Consider the following 22532-nt stretch of genomic DNA (forward strand, 5'->3'; position numbering starts at 1 on the left):
TCTTCCGTTGCTACGGTCAGATGACCGAGTTTCTTAGTGGATTCTTTTCATGAACAGCGAACAGTTATTGCTATCGAGATGGCGTGATTTGCCGCCAGACAAACAGAGAGAGGTCTTAGATTTTACCGAATTTCTAGCCACACGTCTCTTGTCGTCGCCAGAATCAGAAGCTAGTCCGAACTTGTCCGCATCGCCAGAAAACTCTCAAACTCCCGATCGTCGCTGCCAGTCGATTCCCGCTTTGATCGAGGCAGTCAAACAACGCTATCGGGAATTACCCGATGATGTGAAATGGCTAGACAGTACGGTATTGATTCGCCAAGAGCGAGACGGGCGATGACAAATGCTTTTAGATGCGTTGTCGATGCCAGCGTTGCCATTAAACAGTTTATTCGCGATCCCCTTTCTGAAAAAACGATCGAATTATTTGCCCTTCTCGTCGAACCAGAAACGGAATTTTTGGTTCCTGATCTGTTTTACATTGAAATGGCAAACATTCTCTGGAAATATTTGCGGGCAGGACAATTGACTGCAAGCCAAGTTCAAGAGGCCTTGACCTTTCTAGAAGGTTATCCCCTGTGGGTTTTTTCTACTGTCCCTCTCATGAGAGAAGCTGTGAATCTCGGCATCGCCTATAATCTGACCGCCTACGATGGCTCTTATGTCGCCCTTGCCAAGCGGCTAGACGCACCCTTGTTGACCTTGGATCGGAAGTTATTCGAGGCTTTGGCTACCAGTTCCCTTGCCGTTTTTTGGTTCGACGATTTCCCTATCCCCCAAAACAACACTATTAACTCGCCGTCGGCGATCGAGCCACTGTTGCAAAATAATCGCCGCCGCTTCCCGATCGATCGCTCCCTTATCCCAAGAGGAAAACTGTTTTTTGGCTTTTAAGAATTCTTCCGCCTCTAGAGACGTGCAACGCTCATCAATGTATTCGAGGGGTAAATCCAAGGCGATCTCTAGTTTTTGGGCGTATTTTTGTACCTGTTTGGCCTGAAATCCTAACTCTCCGGCCATGGTATAGGGCAGTCCCGCCACCAAAATCTTAATATTTCTTTCCTTGACAATTGCCTCAAACTGTGCTAGATCGGCAACAAAGGAAGAACGGATAATCGTAGTCAAACCAGTGGCGATTAAACCTGTACCGTCACATCCTGCCACTCCTACCCGTTTTTTGCCGATATCTAAGCCCAGGGCGGCGACCCTTTCCATTACACTGGATGCCCCTGATCCGGGGGTTCTGAGGGGGGTTTAGCGGGGGGAAGTTCTCCCGGACTGTCGAGGGAGTCTAGGGGGGGATTATTGGGCCATTTTAACCAAGACATCCGACTAGGGATGGGAGTTCGTGGCACCGATTGTAAACCCTGGAGCATTTCTGCTAAGGCGGAATTTTCCGGCTTAGTTTCGCGAATTTTGTGCCATACCGAGCGCGACATCATCAGGGTGTGGGAACTGCGGATCGCTCCCAATTGTTCCAGATATTCCCGTCTTTCGTGCTGATAATCGGCAGATATCAACTCTAGCGAGCGAGGGGGATACTTGCGAGTGATCTGGGCCATCTGGATTAATAACTTAGGATAGAGCCAAGTGTAGGCGGGATGGACAATTAATTTCGCTTGATGGGGTCGCTCATCCCGATTAGATAGAATTAATTCAAAATAACCGATCGCCGCTTTTCGTTGCGGTTCAAAAACGTAACCGCGACTAATTTGCGGACCGCCGCACCAACTCTGACAGCGACCGAACAAACTATCAACTAAACTGATTTTAAAATCCTGGATATGGCGATCAAATACCTGACGCAGTAGCGGCGGCATAGACACACAATCTAACTGATAGAGCAATTGAGCGTCAGCATTGCTCACAGGCAGTAAATTCGGTAAATCTGCCTCTTGTTTGCTCAATTCCTGTAATAATTGCGGCGGTAAAGACCAATAGGTTAATTCTGCTAAAGGCTGAAAACCGTGTTGCCGGAAAAGCGCCAAACTGTCCTTTTGATTGATATTAACCTCTAACACCCAGGTGCGGGCTTCCCAAACCGTTTCTAGACAATAACGCAGTAATTGCGCCCCGATGCCCTTGGGTTCGCCTAAAGACTCCCCCGGATGCACCCGCACCTGTTCCACCCGCCAAGTGCTGCGACTACTATTAAAAGGGGTGACTTGGATTGCCCCGCGAATTTTCCTTTCTTCTCCCCGATCCGCCATGGACTCGGCCACATAGACATGAAAACGGTGTTGCAGAGGATTGGGAAAAAAACTGAGAATTTTAAACAACCCAAACCAAGGCCGCACCCGTTGCACCTGCGTGCGGAAATTTTGGGCGCGACGATCAATATCCTCATCGAAGTCATCCAGGGTTAAAGCTTCAATGTCTTCCAAATCCCGATACTGTACGGGACGGATTGGGCGATCGCTAAAATCGTCCCCTTGGGGAACAGGAGAAGTGGTCATGGCTCTGGGGTAAATATCGTCTATGCACCTATCTTACCGCAGAATCTAGAGGCACTTCCCCACCAATAACAATTTCTGACGGCTCAAGGAGACTGCCACAGAAAGGACACCTCGATGAGCATCTGGGGTTTTTTGGGCCAAATTTCCAATCATGAGAATTCGATGCTACAATAACGGACGGTTAATCAGTCCGAATTTGCAGTAAAAGTCTTTGAGTCAATCTGTAGATACCACTAACACCCTAGACACTCTAGCTCAAGAACTGGCCGCCATTCAGCAGACCGGTTCTAAGCGCGTCGCTTTATTGGGTTCCCGTCACGTTCCCATCACACACCAGCAATTGATCGAAATGATGGCCTATGCCCTCGTGCTGGCGGGCAATCGGATTATGACCTCCGGGGCGACGGGAACCAATTCCGCCGTCATTAAGGGGGCAATGCGGGCAGATCCTAATCTTTTAACCGTGATCTTACCCCAAAGTCTCGATCGCCAGCCCCTGGAATCCCAAGAGCAACTCCAGCAGGTTATCCATCTGGTGGAATGTCCCGAAAATGACCATCTATCCCTAGGCGAAGCCAGCAGCCTCTGTAATCGGGAGATTATCAATCGTTGTCAACAGTTAATCTGTTTTGCTTTCCACGACAGTCAAACCCTTTTGCAAACCTGCGCGGAAGCGGAAGATCAACGCAAGCTAGTTACCCTATTTTATTTTGACTAAATTCAGCGATGAATCTCTCCGTCAGTGCCATTCTTCTCTATTCGATAGTGGCCGCCGCTATCTCTGTCTATCTACCTTTTCTGCTGGTCGCTTACGCTAGAGCTAAGGTGGGTTACAATACCTCCGCCCCCCGGGCCATGTTCGACCAACTCCCAGACTACGCTAAACGAGCAACTTGGGCCCATCAAAATGGTTTTGAAACCTTTATGATCTATAGTGCCGCCGCTCTCATGGCCTACGTTACAGGAGTCTCCTCCTCCCTGGCCGCTAACTGTGCGATCGCTTTTGTGATCCTCCGGCTTTTATTTTCCCTTTTTTATATCACTAATGTCCCGATCGCTCGTTCCCTGATGTTCGGTCTTGGTTCTCTGTGTACTTATACTCTCTTTGGGTTGAGTTTAATCAAGATTCAGTAGAATTCCCGAAACCCGATGCAGGAGAGTGGAAAAACGCTATAGTTCGGGAGCGGTAAAGAAGTTGCTTAACCCAAACTATAGTTAATTGTGTTACTGATAAACCGGTAATTTGGGATTATCCACTGATAACAAACTGGTTAAAAGTGAGGCGGGTTTTTGACTATAGGGCCAAGCAAAAGCATGACGAAAAGCCGCATCTTGACAAGCTTGTAATTGTCGAAAATCGATCACGTCTAGGGTGAGTAAATTTTCGTACTCGAAGGGCAGCCGGACATTGTGTAAACCAGCATTATCGGTACAGATAGCAATATCAACCCCCGCTTCAAAACAGCGATCGAAGACTATCTTTAATTGCGATAAACTTTCAAGGGTGCCGGTTTTTAAATAGGTGGTGGGACAGACTTCTAAACATTGATGACGACGGGCAACTTCCGGCAGCAATTCTGGGTATTGTAGGGGAATTTGAATACCGTGACCAATTCTTTGCAGATAGGGCAGTAATTGGGGATAACAACCGTCCTTTGTTTCATAAAGATGGCCGGTGGTATTTAAACCGTTTTCCCTGGCATAACTGTATAAACCAGCAAATTCCTCTAGTCGAGTTTGGTAGTAGGAATCACCCCCAGCAATATCGATCGCACAGACGTATTCTCTCATCTCTAGGGCAAGATCGACGATCGCTTTGTTGACTTCGTAGGGAAGTCGCGAGTGCATACAGAGAATTTGACTGGTAATAATCGGATATTCGCTCATTTTCGAGGCTTGACCGACGATCTCGACAATTGATCGCATTTGCTCGATTCGCTCCGTTTGGTTCAAATGTTCGTCGGTGCGATAGTAGGGAGTATAGCGCAATTCTAAATAGGCCAGATTCTCGAAGATGTAAGCGCCGCGAATCAGACGATAGATAAAATAGGGCAAAGTTTGGGCGGTTTGAACACTTTCGACGAGGGTGTGTAATTCCAAATACTCATCTAAACTATTGCGTTCACGGGTGTAAAATTCCTCAAAAGCGGGATATTCTGGAAATTTATCCGCTAAATCCCGCTCATGTCTGTGAAAGTAGCGCCAGAGAATTCTCGGTACTACCGATCCCCCTAAATGCCGATGCAAATCCGCGTATAAAGCCACAACTCCGCTGCTCCTTAGTCTCTCAAATGTTCCTTAAATATAACGAAGTTTTACAATTGTTTGACAATCGTTCCCAAATAGCATTAGTACCTATTCGGTGAACAGTGTCTGGTGTGGGGTGTGGGGTGTGGGGTGATGGGGTGTGGGGTGTAGGGTGTGGGGAGTTTTCTCAGTGAACTGATAACTGATCACTGATCACTGATCACTGCTTAATGATTTGATAGCATGGAGGAAAACCTATAGAGGGTGAAGCGGTATGAGTGACTATAAAGATTCTTCTTCCATGCGCTATTTCTTGGCAGGATTAAAACCCTTTGCCCAACCTTTATTTTGGCTGCCCCTAGGAATATTTTCCTTAGCTCTAATTGCTTTCTCGATATATCAACAGAATCCTGCATGGTTGGGTTCGGTATTCGATACCCCTGGAATGTCCTTGGAGGAACGCGAAATCCGGAGCAACCAGATTACCGATGCTCCTCTCCCCACTGCCGTACCACTGCCGGCCATTCCTGCCAATAATAATACCGCTCGCCCGAGGAGAGCGGCCTCGACGCAGCCTTTTGATCCCTTAAATACTAATCCCAATGAAAACCAGAAACCCCCCTTATTCGCCCCGTTAATGCCGCCAGTCAAGCCAAATCCAGTACCGAATGCTAGTAAAGGTCTGCAACCGATTCAAGTGCAACCGATTACTGGCAACACTAGCAATTATCCTTTACAAAGGGAAATCGAAAATCGCTCGCGGACTGCTAACTTGAATAATTATCCTAATCTCAACCCCGGGGGCAACCCGAATCAAGTCACCCCCCAGGGGAATTATTCCCCTTATCAACAAAATGTTCAGCCCCTACCCTCCCAGAATAATACCAACCCTAACCCCATCCCTGGCTCTAGCAACCAATCCAACTATTATCAACCTCCTGTATATCAGGCCCCCGTCTACAGCAGTCAACCTAACGTCACTGGTTATCCCAATCAGGGAATGCCGCCCAACAATAATGGCATCCCCAATCAAGTTCCCCCTCAAACTACTAACCGAGGCTTCACCATCCAACAACCGATTGATGCTCGGTCTCCTGGTTACTAGAGGGACTTAGATAGGAGCTTGCAGGAAGTCTAATAAAATCGGATTAACTATTTCTGGGGCTTCATCCTGGGGACAGTGGCCTAAACCAGCTAAGGGGATAAACTGTTTTACGGTCGGGAATCTTGCTAATTCCCGACCCAAGGGCAAGGGTTCCCAGGGATCTTCGCTACCCCAAAGCAGAATCGCCCGACAGGGGAGAATCGGCAGCAGGTCTTCGGGGAGTGGGCCGCCAGAATAACCGGTAAAAGCGAGGAAAACCTCGATCGCTCCTGGATCTCGGGCGGGTTTTAAGATTATTTCTACTAATTCCTCCGTTACTGCTTCCGAGCGCCGATAAGCTTGGAGGAGAATTTTACGCACTGTCTGGGGTTTGGCGATCTGTTGGAAGAAAAAAGCCCCAATTGCCTTATTTTTGAGAATTATTTGGGCAATATCCGCACCTAAACGACGATACCAGGGTAATTTTCCCCGTTTTCTTTCGTGCAGTAGTCGGAGGGAACAATTAATCGCCGCTACCCCAAGGACAAAATCGGGATAATCGACGGCAGCCTGCATAATGGCGACGCAACCGATGGAATTACCCGCCAAAAAAGCAGGACCCCCCACCACTTCCCGACAAAAATCGGCAATTTGCGCCCCCCAAGTCTCGAAAGTGTAATCGATCTCGTTTTTTGGTTCGGGTTTGTCGGAACCGCCAAAACCAATTAAATCTAGGGCAAAACAGCGACATTTTTCGCCTAAAACGGGGATATTTTTCCGCCAATGTCCCCAAGATGCCCCAAATCCATGCACAAGCACGATCGCAGGTCCTGTCTCCCCCGCACTTTGATAGGTGATTTTGAATCCCCGCCAATGCCAAATTTTTGGTTGTGTCTCTAATCCCAGAATTTGCTGCATACTTTTGTTTATCTATAAAGTATTTGTTGCTTTTCTTAATATATACTGTCAGGTTAAGTGGCGGCTTAGCTGGTCGTCTGGGGATGATGCCAAATCCCGTCGTACTTCATCTTGATGAGAAACGCTATATTACTGGACTTCACCCATACATAAATACTACAATAGTCTAAAACCCTTATCCATCAATGGATTCACCCGTTAACTTTTCTTAATGTATCCATGTTTATTGTAATATTTTTGAATAGACATGAATGGAGCATATTTGCTGGAATCGGCTGTACTGAATTTAAACTGCGTATTGGAAACTTTAGTACAAATGCTCGAACTGCTTCTCCCTGCTCCCTGCTCGCCGCTTCCCTGCAATCTTAACGAGTAATTTAGATAGTCAACAGCTTAGTAGGCCTGTATATAAGACCTCTTGCAAAAATCAAAAATCTTCCGTTAGGTGACGAGTCAGGCTTCGGCCGTGAGAATTCGGACGTTCGGCGAACTCAGTCGAGCGAATGTTGAGCCTGTGGAACGGCAAAAGGCAACAGTAAAGGGATTGGGGGAGCTTCGGCTAATGTAATAATAAGCGGTTTAAATGCGTCTTAGCTTATTTGAGTAAGCAGGACAGGAGCCAGAAAAAGATATTTGTCAGAAAAGTGATGATCAAGCTAGAGGTTTAAAGACTGATCGGGTTCCAATTATTTTTATTAATCAATATTTTACACACTTGATACCGGGTAAGCAAGAGGGCTACGGCACTACTACCAGATCATTTCCTCTAAAAAAATGGAGAATCACGTTGGCGAGTCCTTTGGTATTTTATCCATGACTACAATGCAGAGCAAAGCAAAGGATTAAGCCTCCATCACTACTACCGAATCACCAGCCATCAAGAGTAAGACTGATTCTGTATTCTGTGCTACCGTTTGAATTGGGAATTACTGTCTAGAATTTGGTATCGACGACTGGCGACTGCCTCCCCAAAACGAAAACTTTATACCTCGCCCTTGAGATGACTGTTATAAGTTGTGTTGAGAAATGTGTAGAGTTGGAGCGAATCCTTGACTGGAACCTAAGCTCTTGTGATAACTTGTATAGGAGTTATCGACAAGACCCCATCAGCTAGACAGACCCTTCCAGTTTCTCTATGTTTCATCCTAACCAATCGGAAACCCGCGAAGATATCCGTGAGTATGTGGCTCAACTACAACTTCACATGGCTTTACAAGCTCGTAATCTCGTGCCTAGTCTGACTAATACTAGAGATAGTCGCGAGAAACTGCTGCAGGATACCCAGGCGACTATTGAAAAAATCGTTTCTCGTCATTTCTAGTTGACCGATTTTAGCATAGTCACTTGAGCCACAGGACAGGCAATACAGGTGCCAAAATTGCCACTGCGATTGTTTGATAACAGTATTGACTAGAGCTTTCAGTTTTTGGGTAGTCATCATTTTTGCTCCTTTTTTGCCTGATTCTGGACAGGTTACTTTAACAACAGCAGACAGTTAACAAATAGGATATTTTCCCTTTGTCAAGTCAAGTGGCTCTTCTCGACTTTGTGTGATAATTTTTGCTTATAGAATCGTGAAATGTTGACGGAGAAAGACTTTTACGACTATTTTGCCGAAGAAACTATCAGTATAGGCTTCGTTTCCACACAGAAACCGGAAGAGCCGTCAAGTTAAGGAAGTTACAGTGAGTTGGATGCTATCTCGATTATTGCCATAGGCGATGATCACATCGTTAGCAAAGCAGTAAAGCCGTCCTGTTTTTGGGGCTATAAACTGTTTATTTGTGCCGATGAGGAAGAAACTATCTTGATCTTTATCAATTGAACCAATCAGTGAAAACCAAGGAGAATTAGGCATTCGTCGTAGTCCTTCACATAGTTTCAGAAAGAAATTAGGACTTTCATAACCATCAGCATTAGAGGTAATTGTCCAGTCTGTCCATTGACCTGTTGCTTGAAAATGATATTCTTGTCCAGCGACAAGATTAATTCCTGTATCGTTCCAGATTAGTTTTGAGTCTATGGTTACAGGGAGATTTGTGTTTTGCATTACCTTTCCTCCTTTTTTATAAAGGCTGTGAGATTTGAAATCACACTAAATAATTAGCTTAATGAAATGGCTCTGGTATTTTGTTGACATCAATCCAAATTTCAAATTGTTTTTTAGGGAGATTAGGATAATTTTCCGATAGATCATGGCTAACAAAACATCCCTCTGGTTTTTCAGGACAATACTTTTGTTTAAGAGTTACCTGTAACTCATTAGCTAACGCTTTTTCTTCCGTATGAAAATATCGAATATCTCCATATTTGCCAGAAGGAGACTTATATTCCTCAATAAATTCTATCCCTGGAGCATTCCATTTTTCTGATAATGTTTTTCTCAATTTCTCAATATCTTCCTTCTTATTTTGATTGTTATATTGAATAAAAACTAACCCTTTTTTACCTTGACCTTCTTTTGATTCATTAAAGATAGCATTGACAAATGTCCTTTTATTTTCTTGTTCTGGAGACAATTCTATTTTTTCTCCTTTTTTAGGAATTTCAGCAGGATTCGGTTCAGCCAACTTAAAAGTTTTATCTCGCCAACCCTTGCATTTATCATCTTTGAGAAAACAAAGAATATCAATGGTTTTACTTGTGGCTAGAGATTCTGGACTTTGGGATAATAAGTTATTGTAATTAACCCGAAGAATTGTGTCATAAATATCTATCCAAAACTTTCTGTGCGGTATTTCAATTTCTTTTTTTTCTAAAACAAATGGTATTGTAAATCCTTTTTTTGAGCTTAATTCGTCTTGCTTTTCTACAATAAATAATGAATACAGAACACTCAAAGCAATTTCCCTTTGTTTCTCATCTTTTGATAGATTGTCAATCGTACTTTCCATGAACTTTGCAAATTCAAGTTCCTGTTTCAGAATGTCCAATTTATGATTTGTAATCCCACCAAAAACTGCAATAATCACAAGTATTATTGTGTTAAGACTATTAACCCAATTCCAAGTAGTTTCTGAACGATTTTTGTTGATTTCAGAAATCTCTTTATCTTGAGAAGAAAGATTATTGTTCATGGTGTCAACCTCTACTTAACATGAAAATACAATTAAACGCAAATCATTATCTATTTCTATTCTGCCAATCCTGTTTGACCATGTTGTCAGAAGGCAATTGAATAATAATTGCTTCAAATTTTTGACGCTCGGATGAGTTACTAATGCCGAGTCCAAAATCAATTAATCGTAATGACATTTGACGATTTAATGAAGATTGCTGTTTTAAAATTGAGAGCAAAAAATTTGGGTTTTGGTTGGCAAAATTGGTAATGGATTCGGCATAAATTTCTGAATTTGCCCCATCCATTGCGCCAGACATTTTAATGAGGGTTTCTGCGGCCATGCGATTACCTTGTATCGCCTTTTTACTTAAATGATTCATGGTAGGATATCCCACTTTATATAAAAGATCATGGGCTGTATCACAAGAAACTTTGCTGATTTGGTTGCCCGCAACCCAACCCTGAAAAGGACTATTAATTTGCCACCAACCTTGACGTTGTATTGTCAAAGAAAGAGAAAATCCAGTTGGTAATGTACCAACAATATTATTTTTTTGAACCCTAGGAACAGAACGCACATTGACATAACCATCTGAAGCGGTAACAGCGAACTGTTCACATTGTTCGGCTTTAAGAGGGCTAATGACTACACTCAAGAATAAGACTGATGCCAGTAAAAGTTTGTACATGGTTTATGAGTTAATGACCCAATCAGAAAAGAGTGGGGTGATCACTATGAAAGATCATTATGATCACCCTTGAGTAAGCTATTATTGAGGTTGAGGACAAGTTCCTAATCCCCAATTGACATACAAGTCGCGCAGTTCTGGATTCTCATTTTCCCGTAACCAACTGACAAATTTTTTGTAATCTGCAATATTGTATATTCCAATACAACCAGCCGTACCGGGAGAATTAGGATTTCCAGCAGATGTTACTCGATTCCAATCAATATGAATTTCGATCGCACTGCGCCGTGTAGAATTAGGACCTTTATAACCAATCGGTGTGCTAACAGGTCCTAAGCCATTATTAAAAACGACAGGGCCATATTTATCTTTGCCATCTGCCCAATTAATATTATTGATATACCATTGACCTTCAGGTAGCGGTTCCATTGAGCCAGAAACGCTCTGAGAACCAGCGCGGAAAAATTGCCGATTAGGTTGTCCTGAACACACCTCAAGACTATCTTTGACTTGACCATTCTTGATATATTCTAGGAGCAAAACATAACAACCCAAGCGATCTTTACGGTTAGTTTTTGTTAATCGCAGGTAGGTTTTTCCAGCTTGTCCTTGACCTGTAGAAACTACACCATCTTCTCCCCACAATTTAGCCCATGTTTTCGTTCCGACTTTACCATCCGCTTGACTTTGACCAAAAACATCTGCTTGGAATCGTCTGACAGCATTATCAGTACCACTGCCAAAATCCCCATCAATTTCTCCGTTATAGTAGCCTAAATCTTTCAAACGTTGTTGCATTTCTGCAATATCTTTGCTAGAGATTCCTGCATCATTATCAGTCATTCCTTTTAACAGTAATCCTCGCTCTAAAGTAGGCGGATTGGCAACCCTCGATAGAGCTTGAGTACGCCCCTCAAATTCAACTCGATTACCTGCTGGAATTTGCTCATTTGGTGCGGCGATATGGAAATTCTGAGCATTAGGATATTGTCGCAATACATCAATTAAATCTTCTTTAAGAGGACTTTTTAGGGTAATAATTTCGACAACTTGGTTAGCCTTATACGCCACAACAACGGTATTTTGATTTTCTAAGAATCCTTTAAGCCAAGTAGCGGAACTTTGGGGAGAGGGTTCTAGATCAATAGGTTCACCAAACCCATCTGTTTTACGAAATAGTTCTTCTTCATCTTTACGGCGATTAACTAACCCTTCAAGAACCACTCTTTGTCCGTTTACGGTTGCTTTATTCCATTCTTTAAACTGATTAGCCGCTTCGTTATAATTTGGCTGATTTAACAGACGTAGTAAGGTACTGTCTTGAAAAGCTCCAATGCCTACGTTATAAGCAAAGGAAACTAAAGCGTCAAACTGATTTTGATGAAGATCAACATTCACCAATTTATCCACAGCTTTTGCTTTTTCCTCACATTCATGGACAAGGAAACCTTCTGCTTGTTGATCGGTAATAGTATCCCCTTCCCGAACACGTCGTCCATCAGGATAACAAGTTGTTCCAATCCCAATTGTCCAAACGCCAGCAGGACATTTATAAGCGGTAAGCTTACAACCTTCCCATTTTTTGATTATATCGATACAGTTTTGTGATACTTTCATGGCAAATCCTCCTAATTAGGTCAGATTATGAGTGTTTATGTAAGTAAAGTGAAGGCGACATTTTTGAGGCAGCGAAGTGCTAAACAGAGACTATTTCTTTCTTTCTCAAAGCACCAAGCTCTTTCTCAAGCATCATTTGAATTCCGGGAATAGCAGGTTCATAGGGTGGATTAACATTATTAGGGTCTGTCCAGCGATTTTTAACACTTTCATGCAAATTGCTAACATCCCCTTCAAATTGGCGAGGTGCTGTTCCCGCTACATTAAATGGACATTTTGACGTATTATCAAAACGCGCACTAGAATTGGGATGAACTTCATGTTGAATATAACTTTGATCTAAGACCAAACCCAAGGCTTCGACTTGTTCCATCATCCACAATAAAGCTCCATCGGATAGGCCAGATTCTTCCTGAGAACCTCCACCAACACAACCATGACCCCCCGGAAACCAAACTTGAACCACCTGTTCTTTTTGTTGTCTGATGTGGGTAGAATGGGGACGCATTAGTGTTACATCAAAGACTTTACGAATTTCATCAATGGCAACTGCATGAAACGCCTTTTCAATTGTGGGATTGATGGTCGAATCATAAAAGCGATAACGTTCGTTGAACTTTTCATCTAAATGCAGAGAATGAACGATATCAGGGATACCTAAAGAAGCAACTGTATCCCAACAGCATAAGGCTTTAATAGGAACTCGTCGTCCATACTGATTACGGAAATCAATGGCATTTTTACCGTTAGGTGCGTTATTTGGGTCTTGTTTGTCTCGGTAAATTTCGTAGGCTTTGGGGATTTGTCGGATAAATTCTCGATACAACAAACCACAATTATAAATTAACCCAGCTAAACAGCGTACAGTGTAAGCTCCCCGACTAAACCCAAAGAGATAAATTTCATCTTCAGGTTGATAGTTTAAGCACAGAAAACGATAGGCATCCTCAATCTTATGATCCATGCCAATGCCTAAAGCACCTCCAGCAATTTTAATTAAAGTATCAGTCACCTCGGTATTAGATTGTTTTGTCCCAATCCCTTCGTCATAGTAGATGATTTGACGGATGGGGTTGCCCTTACTATCATCAAGTGGCGTGATAGCTTGTGCCATTTTGACAACATTGGTAGGATAACCTTGTCCTAAATCTTGCCAAGTTCCATCACAACAAACAATAAGACGGCTTTTCATAGCGATGAACCTCCCAGGTTTCTTAAAACTCGCCAGTTTATGAAATATTTGAGGATTCTAGTGAATCATGACTCAAAATTATCGAGATTTTCCTTAAGGTAAAATTTCCGCAAGACTCAACCGAGACAAAGGAAGTTCTAACTCTGTTCGGAAGTGAAATAGATGAGTTAGACAGCTGGCGTGACTAGGTAAAATTAGGTGCGGTACTTATACTTACTACTCTAGATCGTCTATCAGAATTTACTGCCCCAAAGACGGCAAATTAACATATTTCTTTAGATTTATGTATATAAGTTTACAGAATATTGTTGAGCTATTTATTAATAAAAAAAGTTGAGTTTGATTGCAAACCATCTTAACACCTAAGCCCGCCAACCTGAACTTTAGCCGATTCTCGATCGCAATTTTAGCTCACCCTAACACTTCCCTCTTTTGCCACGAGGATTTTTATCAAGAAAAATGATCTGTCTGCCTAAGAACAGGCTATAGTGATCATCAAACCCTCAGTGAAAAACTTCCCGTGTCTTCAGTATTCCGCCTTCCTCCCTATTTTTCTCCCGCTCTGCAGCGTCGAGTCATGAGAACTCTTGCGTCAAAAAAAACCCGTCAATTCTTGACATGGGCGGCAGCTTGTGCTAGTTTTTTGATCCTCTGGGCGTGGAATTGGCAGCTAGTTTTGGCCACTTTAACCGGGGTGGGGGCGATGATCGGAGTTTACCATCTCCAGGGGCAAAACTGGCCATCGCTGTGGCTGTGGTGGCGTGCTTTTTTCAGCGCCGATAGCGGTAAGTTAACTTTAGCGGTAGTCTGTGGCGGTTTAGGCAGTTTAGCCACCTATCTCGCTGTGGCAATTTGGACCTATGCCGAAAATCGCTGGTTGGCTCTGGCCTCAATTTTGCAAGGATTTGGCACGGTTTTGACTTTAATCCTGCTAGGATGGCATTTTCTCGACCATCGCGGTCAAAATGAGTCAAAAAACTTCGATCGCTGGTTAGAAAAATTAACAGTCAATGATCCCTTAATGCGCTTAATGGCCGTCCGACGTTTAAGTGAGATGGAACTTTCCCCCAGTCGTCGAGAACAATGCCAAGAATACTTCCGCTATCTTCTCTCGCGAGAAACCGACACGCAAGTGCGATCGGCTTTACTTGATAATTTTTCCAGCAAAGAAGCAATCAAACCGCAACCTTTACAAATACCCCTACAGGTGAAAAAATCCCTCTTGAAATATGATTAAAAAGCTCTCTGCTATTAGCAATCAGCCCTCAACTAAAGCTGACTGCTAGAGGCTGAGGAGGATATTTTTTTACACCAAAGTTAACTCGCGCTCCTCGATATTTTGGAACATCAGCGTACTCAGATAACGTTCCCCGAAACTAGGCTGAATCACCACAATTAATTTACCCTCATTTTCCGGTCGTTGGGCCAGTTGAATCGCAGCGCAAAGATTGGCACCGGAAGAAATCCCCGAAAGCAACCCTTCCTCTTTTGCCAGACGACGACCAAATTGAAAAGCTTCCTCATCACTGACAGTAATTACCTCATCAATCAGATCTGTGCGTAAAACTTCCGGAATAAAACCCGCACCGATACCTTGAATTTTATGGGGACCGGGATTACCACCAGAAATCACCGGACTATTGAAAGGTTCCACCGCGACTACTTGAAAACTAGGTTTACGAGATTTAATCACTTCAGCGACTCCCGTAATCGTGCCTCCAGTACCCACACCCGCAACAATAAAATCTACCTGTCCCTCCGTATCTTGCCAAATTTCCTCAGCAGTGGTGAGACGGTGAATTTCTGGGTTAGAAGGGTTGCGAAATTGTTGCAACATATAAGCCCCGGGGATACTATCGACAATTTGCTGCGCGCGTAAAATTGCCCCTTTCATGCCTTGGGAACCGGGGGTAAGTTCTAGGGTAGCACCGTAGGCTTTTAACATCGCCCGGCGCTCTAAACTCATCGTTTCTGGCATAGTTAAAATCAAGCGATAACCCTTAGCTGCCGCAGTCATCGCGAGGGCAATTCCCGTATTGCCAGAGGTGGGTTCCACTAAAACCGTGGTTTCTGGATTGATTAAACCCGCTTTTTCGGCGCTATTAATCATGTGGGTGCCAATGCGGTCTTTGACGGAAGCAGCGGGATTCATCCCTTCTAATTTCATCACAATTCGGCCAAGACAGCCCTCCGCTTGGGGAATCCGATTCAATTGTACTAAAGGAGTGCGGCCAACCAATTCGGTGACATCGTGAGCGATACGCATGATATTTTCTCAGTCTGGGTGATTCGTGTGCTTAGTTATAGCGGTAAGCTCTCAGCTTTAGCGTTTGAGAATTTCCTCACTAGCCAAGGAGGCGCTATATAGCTCACTTATAGCAAAGGCCAGCCCTAGATCGGCAAAATTTCCATTTTCCTTTGTTTCTTTAATCAGTCCGCCTAGCTTGAGAGGATGTCCTATAAAATCTAGATATGATAGGAATGGGATTTTTCTGACAAACTGAAGGTTTTCCCACTGGTGAAAGAGGCTAATCCGTCTTATTTAACCCCTGAAGAACAAGCTTTATCCCTAGAGCAACGTCTGGCTTTTCTCAAGTTACCATTGATTGAGTGCAGGCGTATCCTTGAAGGGCAGGCTGAGTCTATGCTTGACCACTATCAGCAAGGATTCTGAATGGCAGGAGTTAATGTCAGGTGATATCATCAGCTACTAACTTTTATAATTCTGAAAAGTAGGTTACTTTGCTATGGCTAACTCACTAAAATATGCTGAGATACTATCCAAATTTTTGAAAAAAAAAGCGGTAATTAAACCTCGCATAAAATACCTAAAACTCAGTTTTGTGTGTGATCAAGAGTCAGGGTTATTTTTAATAGATCTCTTGCATAATTTTTTTGTAGTATGATAGAAGATTCTGCTTTTTTCTCGATTTTTAGATGGAAGTCAAGTTCATTTTTGTACTTTAACTACCAGCATAGAATACAGTGGTTATCAGGGAATAGCTGCATACCATACTAATAGTTATACACCGAAAAGGAAACCGAAAAATGGAAAACTAACAGAGTTAGAAAAGTAGTATAACAAGGCTTTAGCCAAAGAAAGGATTATCATTAAACTTATAAATAGGAAACTCAAAATCTTGAAAATCTTATGCTGTAAATATCGGAATAGTCGTCGAATATATAGTTTAATAGTTAATCTGTTGGCGGCTGTTTATAACTATGAGTTAGGGATAGGTATAGCAACTTCTTAAAAGTTGCCAAACATTAATCCAGTGAAGGAGAATTGTAATTAGTCAAGATAATTTATTCTCAATTTTTATAATTGAGATAGTTTGTGCTGCTTAAATAAAGAGGTTTTGACAACCAAATTAAAGCATATCTAAAGAGTTTTGGGTTACAAAGTTAAACTTCAGGTTTTCATCTAGAACAAATGCACTAACTAACTAACTAATTTTTTGGTGAAAATTAGTTAGCCTACCATTGTAATACCAATTCTCCAAAGTCTGACTACAGAAGTTTAATCACCCTAAATCCCCCTTAAAAAGGGTGACTTAAATTCGATGTGTAGTTTTCATTTAGAGAAATGGTATAACATATAATTAATTTGCAAGAGTTATAGTAAACAGTAACCAGTGAACTGAAAACTCAAGTCTGATAACTGATAACTGATTTTAACGCGATAATTTACTCAAAAATTCCAATAGTTTTTTACTATTAGGAGTCAAGAGAGTTCGACGATAGGCATCGGCGGTCTTTTTAATTGCTTCCGCTTGGGTGGGGTAGGGATGAATAACACTAGAGAGTTTACTCAGTCCGATTTTAGCCACCATAGCGGTGGTAATTTCAGAAATCATCTCACCGGCGTGAGCGGCGACAATAGTGGCCCCTAAAATTTGGTCGGAACCTTGTTTGTGAATAATTTTTAAAAAACCGTCCGTTTCGCCATCAGCGATAGCTCGATCGACTATACTCAAAGGAATTTTAATAGTATTAGTGACCAATCCCTGGGTCTGTGCTTGGGTTTCATCCATACCCACACGAGCAATTTCTGGGTCGGTATAAGTGACCCAAGGCATAACTAAATTACTGAGCTTATCGCGTCCGAAACCGAAGGGAGAAAAGAGAGTATTTTTAATCACAATACGGGCGGCTGCATCGGCAGCATGGGTAAATTTCCAATCCATACAGATATCACCAGCCGCATAAATTTTCGGGTTAGTAGTTTGCAGATAATCATTAACTTTGACTCCCCGACGAGTATCGTATTCCACGGCCACCGCTTCTAAATTTAATCCTGACAGATTAGGCTCCCGGCCGGCAGCGACTAAAATCTCATCAACGGTGATAGTTGCTCCTTGACCGTTGCTAGTATATTCAATGGTTTTACCCCGCTCATTTTTTGTCACCCGTTCAATTTGGCAAGAGAGAATTAATTGCATTCCTTCCCGCAGCAAAGTATGCTCAAGAATTTCGGCCGCTTCTGGGTCTTCTTTGTTCAAAAGATGGGAATGATTATGAAATAAAGTCACTTGCGTGCCTAACCGTTGAAAAGCTTGGGCTAATTCACAACCAATCGGCCCGCCACCGATAACAGCTAATCGAGGAGGTAATTCTGTGACGGAAAAAATTGTTTCATTGGTATAAAATCCCGCCGCTTTTAGTCCGGGGATATCGGGATGAAAAGCCCTAGCACCAGTGGCAATGACAGCTTTTTTATAAGCGAGGGTTTTTCCCGCCACTTCCACGGCATTTTGTCCTAAAAAACGAGCGCTACCCAAGAAGACATCGATACCTAGTTTTTGGAAACGTTGCACCGAATCATGATGACTAATATCGGCGCGAATTTGCCGCATTCTGGTCATGACTCTGGCAAAATCTACCCTAGTATCCCCAATATCAATTCCTAATTTTTTGGCTTTCTCAATTTCCCCGATAATTCTAGAGGAACGAATCAGACATTTAGAAGGAATACAACCAAAATTGAGGCAATCTCCCCCCATTAAGTGTTTTTCCACTAAAGCCACTTTTAAACCTATATCTAAACCCGCCGCCCCCGCCGCTACAACTAAACCGGCAGTACCCGCACCGATGACGACTAAATCATAACAATCTTGGGGTTGTGGATTGACCCAATCGGCAGGATGAACATAATTAACTAATTTTTGATTATGTTCGTCCATGGGGAGAATACTAACTTCACTGGAGCTATTTTGAAACATAGTGAACTACCTTGACTCCCTAGGCGCAGTTGTCAAGACTTCGGAATTTACAGGGGAATGCCTCAAGACAGATTTACATCCACCTTTTTGACTTACTTCTCCTCTTTGAGCAGTGGTCCGAGTTCCTGAGACCAATAATTTTCTGATGCCTTCTGCTCTCATTTTTTTATCTGCATTTTCGTCTCTATCGTGATGTGTACCACAGCTTGGACAAGTCCATTTTCTAACGTCTAATGGCATATCAGACATTTGATAGAGACAATGATAACAGGTTTTAGAGCTAGGGAAAAATCTATCAATCTCCATCAATAAACCGCCTTTATTCTGTAGTTTATAGTCAATAAATTTCCCTCTTGACCAAGTTGGTAGAGCAAGTCTCTTGGTTCTATGTTAGTTGTTGTTGTATTAATCGGACAAAACCTGATGAGCCTTTCTCTGTCAACTCTTAAGGAGTCGTGCGTTTTATTTTTCAATTGGGGATTTAAGAGCCAATTTTAAAGGCTTCTAGAAATAAACTATAGGTGATACCAATTTTTAGTAAATTGAGAGATTCTCGCAGAATCGGTGCTGGTTTAGCCTGGGAACTTTTTCGGTAAACAATCCGGCTAGTCGCCTCCGTAAACAGCAGTAATAAACCGGCAGCGGTGACATCCCATTGAGCAGTTTGGCCAGCAGTAGTGACAATTGCTTGCCCAGAAAAAACTCCAAATAAAACAGAAATTATCTGGAGGGAAATTCGCCGCCAAGGATTACCAAAAAAGCTATTAAATCGACTGCTGGTGACATTAGCCAGCGTACTTAAACGGGTGCGTTGCATGGCCATATTTATTTAGAAGTAATACGATTAAGAAGCCACAAAGAGGTAACAATACCAGTAAAGTGAGCGAGAATTGTATTAGTATTAGCCTGCACAATTAACAGGTCAACAGAATTAACAAATTGACTGGGGTTAGAGGCAACATTAAAAGTGCCTTGAGGAACATTGAGGGATTTAATTAAGACGATTCCCGCCAAGGCTTGCGCTCCCAAAATTGTTAAAAACATCCCGATAATATTAGCGATTAAACCCTGACGAATTAATTGAATAGTATCGGATTTTTTCGGGCGACTATCTTGATCACCCCCCAACATTTGACGGGCGATTTTCATGTAACGAGAAGAAAAGAAAATGGCGACTACCAAGAAACCAGCCCCACCAATGGCACATAAAACACCGATTTCAATACCGGAAGTGCGTTGTCTCGTCCCTAATAAACTAGCGGTAGCAATGAGCAATAAAACCCCTGAAATTACGCCTAGGACAATCTGCGTCCAAAAACCGATTCTTCCCTGACGTAAAAGGATATTAGCAGCCCGTTGGACGGCGGGAGGCAAGGAATAAAGATCAGAATCTCTAGGGGTGGATATATTGGTAATTTCTGATTGTTTGTCTCTCATCGGGGTTAAGCTAGGGATTGGGTAAATCTGGTCTTGATCTATTTTCGTCTTTTTTTTTGTCCATGGCTAGAGATTTAATCAAGCTCTGGCATAATTAATTTTTCAGGGTTCAAATACGGCAAAAATAATGATTAAATTGCCTAAAATCTGTAAATAGACCATTTAATTGATTGTTATTCATTCTTAATTCTCCTGACTACTGGCTACTGACTCCTCACCCTAACAACAATTTTTGATTTTTACAAGCGGTCTAATTTTGGCACTGACTGGCTATCTGTTTAGCTTCTACCTGTAAACGCTGGGCCATACGAAACATTTCTTGACCGGTGTGGAGAGAGCGATCATCGTAGTTAAGGGTAAAGGTTTCTAATTCTTCTAGTCCGTCAGTGAGATGATTGAGACAGTAGTAAAGAGAAGCGGCCACTTTGGCCATTTTGGCAGGGTTGGGCCGTTGGGAAAAGAGGGTTTTGGCTCGATCGAGATTTTGGCGACAGGTTTCTAGATAGTCTTGAAAAACAGCCATCAACTGATCATCGAAGGGATCGGCGGATAGGTGATTGATCTGACCTTTGAGAGGCCGGATAATTTGACCGATCAGGCGATTAATCGGGCTATAGGTCTGGTTATACCACTGTTTGACCAGGGCTTCGTCTTCCTGGACTGCTTCTTTGTAACGATGGTAATTTGCCTGGGCGGTGGCGGTGCGTTGGGCGCGTTTTTCGGGAGAATTGGCGATTAGTTGGTTATCGTAGTCCTTTCTTAGTCTCGGATCGCTTAGTATCTCGTAGGCGGCGTTAATAGCGACGATTTTATCGTGACTGGCACTATCGTTTTGACTATCGGGGTGGAATTGTCTGGCTAAACGCCGATAGGCCCGTTTAATCTCGTCAGGGGTCGATTTATGGCTGATTTCTAAGGTTTGGTAGTGGTTGCCGGTCATGAGCGCAAGCGATCAATCTGTCTTTTATTATTATCGACCATGGTTAACGCGGCGGAGAAGGGGAATTGTCGAGAGTGGGAAAGTGGGGTGTGGGGTGTGGGCTTCGGCCGTGAGCTCAGCCGAACGGGTGTGGGGTGTGGGGTGTGGGAAGAATACATAAAAATAATCTCCTGTGTCCTGAATACTGACTTCTGACTCCCGACTTCTGACTTCTAACCCAATGTTCGCCAAAGATAAGCAAAAGTTATCTATTGACCCCAAAAACTTGAGAATATTTAAATTAACATTCCGCAATATTTATAAATTCTTAAGAATTAATTGAGAAAGATTTTTATTTAACAACGATTTTACAATGGTTACAGCGATTTGATAGAATTTCATAGTGGGATATTCTGTGCTTTTTTGGGTGGCAAGGGTTGAAACCCTTGCCACACCTACAAGGTAATCCTAATTAAGACGGGTAAATTAGTCAATTTCACCCACAACGATGATCTTTTTTTTATGTAGTTTTATTACAAAGAAAAAGTTTTTTTGACAAAAAGCACAAAGTATGAATTATGAATTGGGGAGAAGGGAGGGGGAGAGGGGGAGAAGGGAGAATAAATAAAAATAATCTTCAGAATTCTGAATTGAGAATACTGACAAAATTGGCAATAATTAGACAAAAGGATTGATTTCAGGGATATCCTCGATCGAGGGTAAGTCTATTGGGTCCGATCGCTCTTGTCTAAGATAATAGGGACAATGAAGCTGACAATCGGGACGATGGGGAAAATCGACTAAATCATTTTGGTATGCTGATAGATAGCGATCGAGATCCTTCAATAAACGGCGTAAATCCCGCCCTGTCTGTTGGTGTAGTTTCTGGTTATAGTTAAAAGTAATTTGTTCGGGGCTGCGGGGTAACTGCACAAACCAATAGGTCATCGATAAACTATCAGGAGGATAAGGAGAAGTTTCTGCCAACACATACAGATAAAGTCTCGTCTGCCAATTTTTGGCTAGTTTGTCGGCATCGATAGGTTTTAAGTAGGTTTTCCAGTCAAAAATTACCGCTCGATCGCTCTCTAGTAAAATTAAATCATAGATAACCGTTAATAAATAATTACCCACAGTTAAACTGCGACAATGTTCTGCTTCTCGATTAGCTTCTCCCGGATTTTGGGCAATTGCCGGGGCGGCCTTTAATAGGGCTGTTAAACAATGTTCTAACTGTTCATTTTCGCGTAATAAGGACGTGATCGGCAGCCCTAATTCCCGCTGCTGTAATAATAGGTGAAACTGACTGCCCCATTCTTGCCTCTCCAATTGCCCGGGGTCAGCCGGTGTGTTAAGTTGCTCTAGATAGACTTTTTGAAATCTGGGTGGACAGGTTTCCAATAGGTTTAAATGGCCCTGGGCAAGACGATAGATATTAGACATGATAACTAGATAGGTATTAAAAACTTTCAGATGCCACCCTTATTAAGGGGGGATTAAGGGGGGATCGGCACCCCCATTATCAAGGGTAGATCCCCCCGCCTATCGGCACCCCCCTTATCAAGCTATCCATTAGTCACATCTTTCTTAACATAAAATTTGACAAAAAGAGAAAAGTGTGCAAGATGGCTCAAGGAGGTTCTATGGGGGAACTAATTTGATGAGATAGTTTCCAAGTCTGGCTGATATC

At 42.7% G+C, this 22532-nt stretch carries 22 protein-coding genes and 2 pseudogenes; 8 read left to right on the forward strand and 16 right to left on the reverse strand.

Annotation, left to right across the window (positions count from 1 at the left end; all coding sequences use genetic code 11):
- Positions 1-49: 49 nt before the first annotated feature.
- Together ACOCD9_RS03825 and ACOCD9_RS03830 are read left to right on the forward strand one after the other, a co-directional pair.
- A complete protein-coding gene (locus ACOCD9_RS03825) occupies positions 50-340 on the forward strand; it encodes a hypothetical protein (protein WP_024968627.1) in 291 nt (96 codons plus the stop codon).
- Positions 337-675 (forward strand): annotated as a pseudogene (locus ACOCD9_RS03830) (type II toxin-antitoxin system VapC family toxin); the annotation flags it as partial. The gene ACOCD9_RS03825 and the pseudogene ACOCD9_RS03830, both read left to right, overlap by 4 nt.
- 39 nt (positions 676-714) lie before the next feature.
- Here ACOCD9_RS03830 and ruvX read toward each other — a convergent pair.
- The gene (ruvX, locus tag ACOCD9_RS03835) at positions 715-1215 is read right to left on the reverse strand and encodes a Holliday junction resolvase RuvX (protein WP_419546433.1); all 501 of its coding nucleotides are present in this window, start codon (positions 1213-1215) and stop codon (positions 715-717) included.
- Positions 1215-2456 (reverse strand): GNAT family N-acetyltransferase, encoded by a 1242-nt coding sequence (locus ACOCD9_RS03840; protein WP_287699962.1) that lies wholly within the window; start codon positions 2454-2456, stop codon positions 1215-1217. The genes ruvX and ACOCD9_RS03840 overlap by 1 nt, the downstream gene beginning before the upstream one ends.
- A gap of 211 nt (positions 2457-2667) precedes the next feature.
- Here ACOCD9_RS03840 and ACOCD9_RS03845 point away from each other — a divergent pair, with 211 nt between their 5' ends.
- Complete coding sequence (locus tag ACOCD9_RS03845; RefSeq protein WP_002741066.1) at positions 2668-3174, forward strand: hypothetical protein; 507 nt, start codon at positions 2668-2670, stop codon at positions 3172-3174.
- A gap of 8 nt (positions 3175-3182) precedes the next feature.
- Positions 3183-3590 (forward strand): MAPEG family protein, encoded by a 408-nt coding sequence (locus ACOCD9_RS03850; RefSeq protein ID WP_002802758.1) that lies wholly within the window; start codon positions 3183-3185, stop codon positions 3588-3590.
- 90 nt (positions 3591-3680) lie between these two features.
- Here ACOCD9_RS03850 and ACOCD9_RS03855 read toward each other — a convergent pair whose 3' ends face one another.
- On the reverse strand, positions 3681-4721 hold the full coding sequence (locus ACOCD9_RS03855) for an adenosine deaminase (RefSeq protein WP_419546434.1): 1041 nt from the start codon (positions 4719-4721) through the stop codon (positions 3681-3683).
- A gap of 256 nt (positions 4722-4977) precedes the next feature.
- Here ACOCD9_RS03855 and ACOCD9_RS03860 point away from each other — a divergent pair, with 256 nt between their 5' ends.
- A complete protein-coding gene (locus ACOCD9_RS03860; protein WP_287699965.1) occupies positions 4978-5808 on the forward strand; it encodes a hypothetical protein in 831 nt (276 codons plus the stop codon).
- A gap of 6 nt (positions 5809-5814) precedes the next feature.
- Here the strand turns inward: ACOCD9_RS03860 and ACOCD9_RS03865 are convergent, their stop codons facing one another.
- Complete coding sequence (locus ACOCD9_RS03865; RefSeq protein WP_287699966.1) at positions 5815-6705, reverse strand: alpha/beta fold hydrolase; 891 nt, start codon at positions 6703-6705, stop codon at positions 5815-5817.
- Positions 6706-7840: 1135 nt separating this feature from the next.
- Here ACOCD9_RS03865 and ACOCD9_RS03870 point away from each other — a divergent pair.
- Positions 7841-8026 carry a hypothetical protein gene (locus tag ACOCD9_RS03870; protein WP_002731861.1) on the forward strand — a complete coding sequence of 62 codons (186 nt, stop codon included), beginning with the start codon at positions 7841-7843 and terminating at the stop codon, positions 8024-8026.
- A 345-nt stretch (positions 8027-8371) separates the two neighbouring features.
- On the opposite strand, the gene ACOCD9_RS03875 is transcribed toward ACOCD9_RS03870, so the two are convergent.
- The 5 genes from ACOCD9_RS03875 to ACOCD9_RS03895 all read right to left on the reverse strand — a co-directional run bounded on the left by ACOCD9_RS03875 (position 8372) and on the right by ACOCD9_RS03895 (position 13264).
- Entirely contained in the window at positions 8372-8755 is a 384-nt protein-coding gene (locus tag ACOCD9_RS03875) for a hypothetical protein (RefSeq protein WP_419546435.1), read from the reverse strand.
- Positions 8756-8813: 58 nt separating this feature from the next.
- Positions 8814-9782 (reverse strand): hypothetical protein, encoded by a 969-nt coding sequence (locus tag ACOCD9_RS03880; protein ID WP_419546436.1) that lies wholly within the window; start codon positions 9780-9782, stop codon positions 8814-8816.
- 46 nt (positions 9783-9828) lie between these two features.
- On the reverse strand, positions 9829-10455 hold the full coding sequence (locus tag ACOCD9_RS03885; protein WP_419546438.1) for an SH3 domain-containing protein: 627 nt from the start codon (positions 10453-10455) through the stop codon (positions 9829-9831).
- Positions 10456-10536: 81 nt separating this feature from the next.
- Positions 10537-12072: a glycoside hydrolase family protein gene (locus ACOCD9_RS03890; protein WP_419546439.1), complete on the reverse strand. Its 1536-nt coding sequence runs from the start codon at positions 12070-12072 to the stop codon at positions 10537-10539.
- Positions 12073-12151: 79 nt separating this feature from the next.
- Complete coding sequence (locus ACOCD9_RS03895) at positions 12152-13264, reverse strand: DUF2235 domain-containing protein (protein WP_419546441.1); 1113 nt, start codon at positions 13262-13264, stop codon at positions 12152-12154.
- A 520-nt stretch (positions 13265-13784) separates the two neighbouring features.
- On the opposite strand from ACOCD9_RS03895, the gene ACOCD9_RS03900 reads away from it, so the two are divergent.
- On the forward strand, positions 13785-14501 hold the full coding sequence (locus ACOCD9_RS03900) for a hypothetical protein (protein WP_287699971.1): 717 nt from the start codon (positions 13785-13787) through the stop codon (positions 14499-14501).
- A 69-nt stretch (positions 14502-14570) separates the two neighbouring features.
- Here ACOCD9_RS03900 and cysK read toward each other — a convergent pair whose 3' ends face one another.
- Positions 14571-15530, reverse strand: a complete 960-nt coding sequence (gene cysK, locus ACOCD9_RS03905) for a cysteine synthase A (protein ID WP_002741039.1) — start codon at positions 15528-15530, stop codon at positions 14571-14573.
- A 676-nt stretch (positions 15531-16206) separates the two neighbouring features.
- Here cysK and ACOCD9_RS03910 point away from each other — a divergent pair.
- Positions 16207-16518: pseudogene (locus tag ACOCD9_RS03910) on the forward strand (transposase family protein); the annotation flags it as partial.
- A 420-nt stretch (positions 16519-16938) separates the two neighbouring features.
- On the opposite strand, the gene ACOCD9_RS03915 reads toward ACOCD9_RS03910, so the two are convergent.
- The 6 genes from ACOCD9_RS03915 to ACOCD9_RS03940 form a co-directional block, all read right to left on the reverse strand.
- Positions 16939-18486, reverse strand: a complete 1548-nt coding sequence (locus ACOCD9_RS03915; protein ID WP_419546443.1) for a mercuric reductase — start codon at positions 18484-18486, stop codon at positions 16939-16941.
- A 6-nt stretch (positions 18487-18492) separates the two neighbouring features.
- Positions 18493-18828, reverse strand: a complete 336-nt coding sequence (locus ACOCD9_RS03920; RefSeq protein WP_419546447.1) for a zinc ribbon domain-containing protein — start codon at positions 18826-18828, stop codon at positions 18493-18495.
- Between the two features lie 139 nt (positions 18829-18967).
- Positions 18968-19309 carry a DUF565 domain-containing protein gene (locus ACOCD9_RS03925; protein WP_419546445.1) on the reverse strand — a complete coding sequence of 114 codons (342 nt, stop codon included), beginning with the start codon at positions 19307-19309 and terminating at the stop codon, positions 18968-18970.
- Positions 19310-19311: 2 nt separating this feature from the next.
- Positions 19312-19923, reverse strand: a complete 612-nt coding sequence (locus ACOCD9_RS03930; protein WP_103112220.1) for a DUF3611 family protein — start codon at positions 19921-19923, stop codon at positions 19312-19314.
- Positions 19924-20173: 250 nt separating this feature from the next.
- Positions 20174-20863, reverse strand: coding sequence for a J domain-containing protein (locus ACOCD9_RS03935; protein ID WP_016515421.1), 690 nt, complete (start codon positions 20861-20863; stop codon positions 20174-20176).
- A gap of 657 nt (positions 20864-21520) precedes the next feature.
- The gene (locus tag ACOCD9_RS03940) at positions 21521-22285 is read right to left on the reverse strand and encodes a PD-(D/E)XK nuclease family protein (RefSeq protein ID WP_419546446.1); all 765 of its coding nucleotides are present in this window, start codon (positions 22283-22285) and stop codon (positions 21521-21523) included.
- Positions 22286-22532 lie beyond the last annotated feature (247 nt).

The sequence above is a fragment of the Microcystis sp. genome (assembly GCF_048564745.1).
GTDB lineage: Bacteria > Cyanobacteriota > Cyanobacteriia > Cyanobacteriales > Microcystaceae > Microcystis > Microcystis ichthyoblabe_A.

Excerpts from the sequence above, each read along its gene's own strand:
- ACOCD9_RS03825 (WP_024968627.1), top strand. The coding sequence starts at position 50 with ATGAACAGCGAACAGTTATTGCTATCGAGATGGCGTGATTTGCCGCCA.
- ruvX (WP_419546433.1), bottom strand. The coding sequence starts at position 1,215 with ATGGAAAGGGTCGCCGCCCTGGGCTTAGATATCGGCAAAAAACGGGTA.
- ACOCD9_RS03840 (WP_287699962.1), bottom strand. The coding sequence starts at position 2,456 with ATGACCACTTCTCCTGTTCCCCAAGGGGACGATTTTAGCGATCGCCCA.
- ACOCD9_RS03850 (WP_002802758.1), top strand. The coding sequence starts at position 3,183 with ATGAATCTCTCCGTCAGTGCCATTCTTCTCTATTCGATAGTGGCCGCC.
- ACOCD9_RS03860 (WP_287699965.1), top strand. The coding sequence starts at position 4,978 with ATGAGTGACTATAAAGATTCTTCTTCCATGCGCTATTTCTTGGCAGGA.
- ACOCD9_RS03865 (WP_287699966.1), bottom strand. The coding sequence starts at position 6,705 with ATGCAGCAAATTCTGGGATTAGAGACACAACCAAAAATTTGGCATTGG.
- ACOCD9_RS03870 (WP_002731861.1), top strand. The coding sequence starts at position 7,841 with ATGTTTCATCCTAACCAATCGGAAACCCGCGAAGATATCCGTGAGTAT.
- ACOCD9_RS03875 (WP_419546435.1), bottom strand. The coding sequence starts at position 8,755 with ATGCAAAACACAAATCTCCCTGTAACCATAGACTCAAAACTAATCTGG.
- ACOCD9_RS03880 (WP_419546436.1), bottom strand. The coding sequence starts at position 9,782 with ATGAACAATAATCTTTCTTCTCAAGATAAAGAGATTTCTGAAATCAAC.
- ACOCD9_RS03885 (WP_419546438.1), bottom strand. The coding sequence starts at position 10,455 with ATGTACAAACTTTTACTGGCATCAGTCTTATTCTTGAGTGTAGTCATT.
- ACOCD9_RS03890 (WP_419546439.1), bottom strand. The coding sequence starts at position 12,072 with ATGAAAGTATCACAAAACTGTATCGATATAATCAAAAAATGGGAAGGT.
- ACOCD9_RS03895 (WP_419546441.1), bottom strand. The coding sequence starts at position 13,264 with ATGAAAAGCCGTCTTATTGTTTGTTGTGATGGAACTTGGCAAGATTTA.
- cysK (WP_002741039.1), bottom strand. The coding sequence starts at position 15,530 with ATGCGTATCGCTCACGATGTCACCGAATTGGTTGGCCGCACTCCTTTA.
- ACOCD9_RS03915 (WP_419546443.1), bottom strand. The coding sequence starts at position 18,486 with ATGTTTCAAAATAGCTCCAGTGAAGTTAGTATTCTCCCCATGGACGAA.
- ACOCD9_RS03925 (WP_419546445.1), bottom strand. The coding sequence starts at position 19,309 with ATGGCCATGCAACGCACCCGTTTAAGTACGCTGGCTAATGTCACCAGC.
- ACOCD9_RS03930 (WP_103112220.1), bottom strand. The coding sequence starts at position 19,923 with ATGAGAGACAAACAATCAGAAATTACCAATATATCCACCCCTAGAGAT.
- ACOCD9_RS03935 (WP_016515421.1), bottom strand. The coding sequence starts at position 20,863 with ATGACCGGCAACCACTACCAAACCTTAGAAATCAGCCATAAATCGACC.
- ACOCD9_RS03940 (WP_419546446.1), bottom strand. The coding sequence starts at position 22,285 with ATGTCTAATATCTATCGTCTTGCCCAGGGCCATTTAAACCTATTGGAA.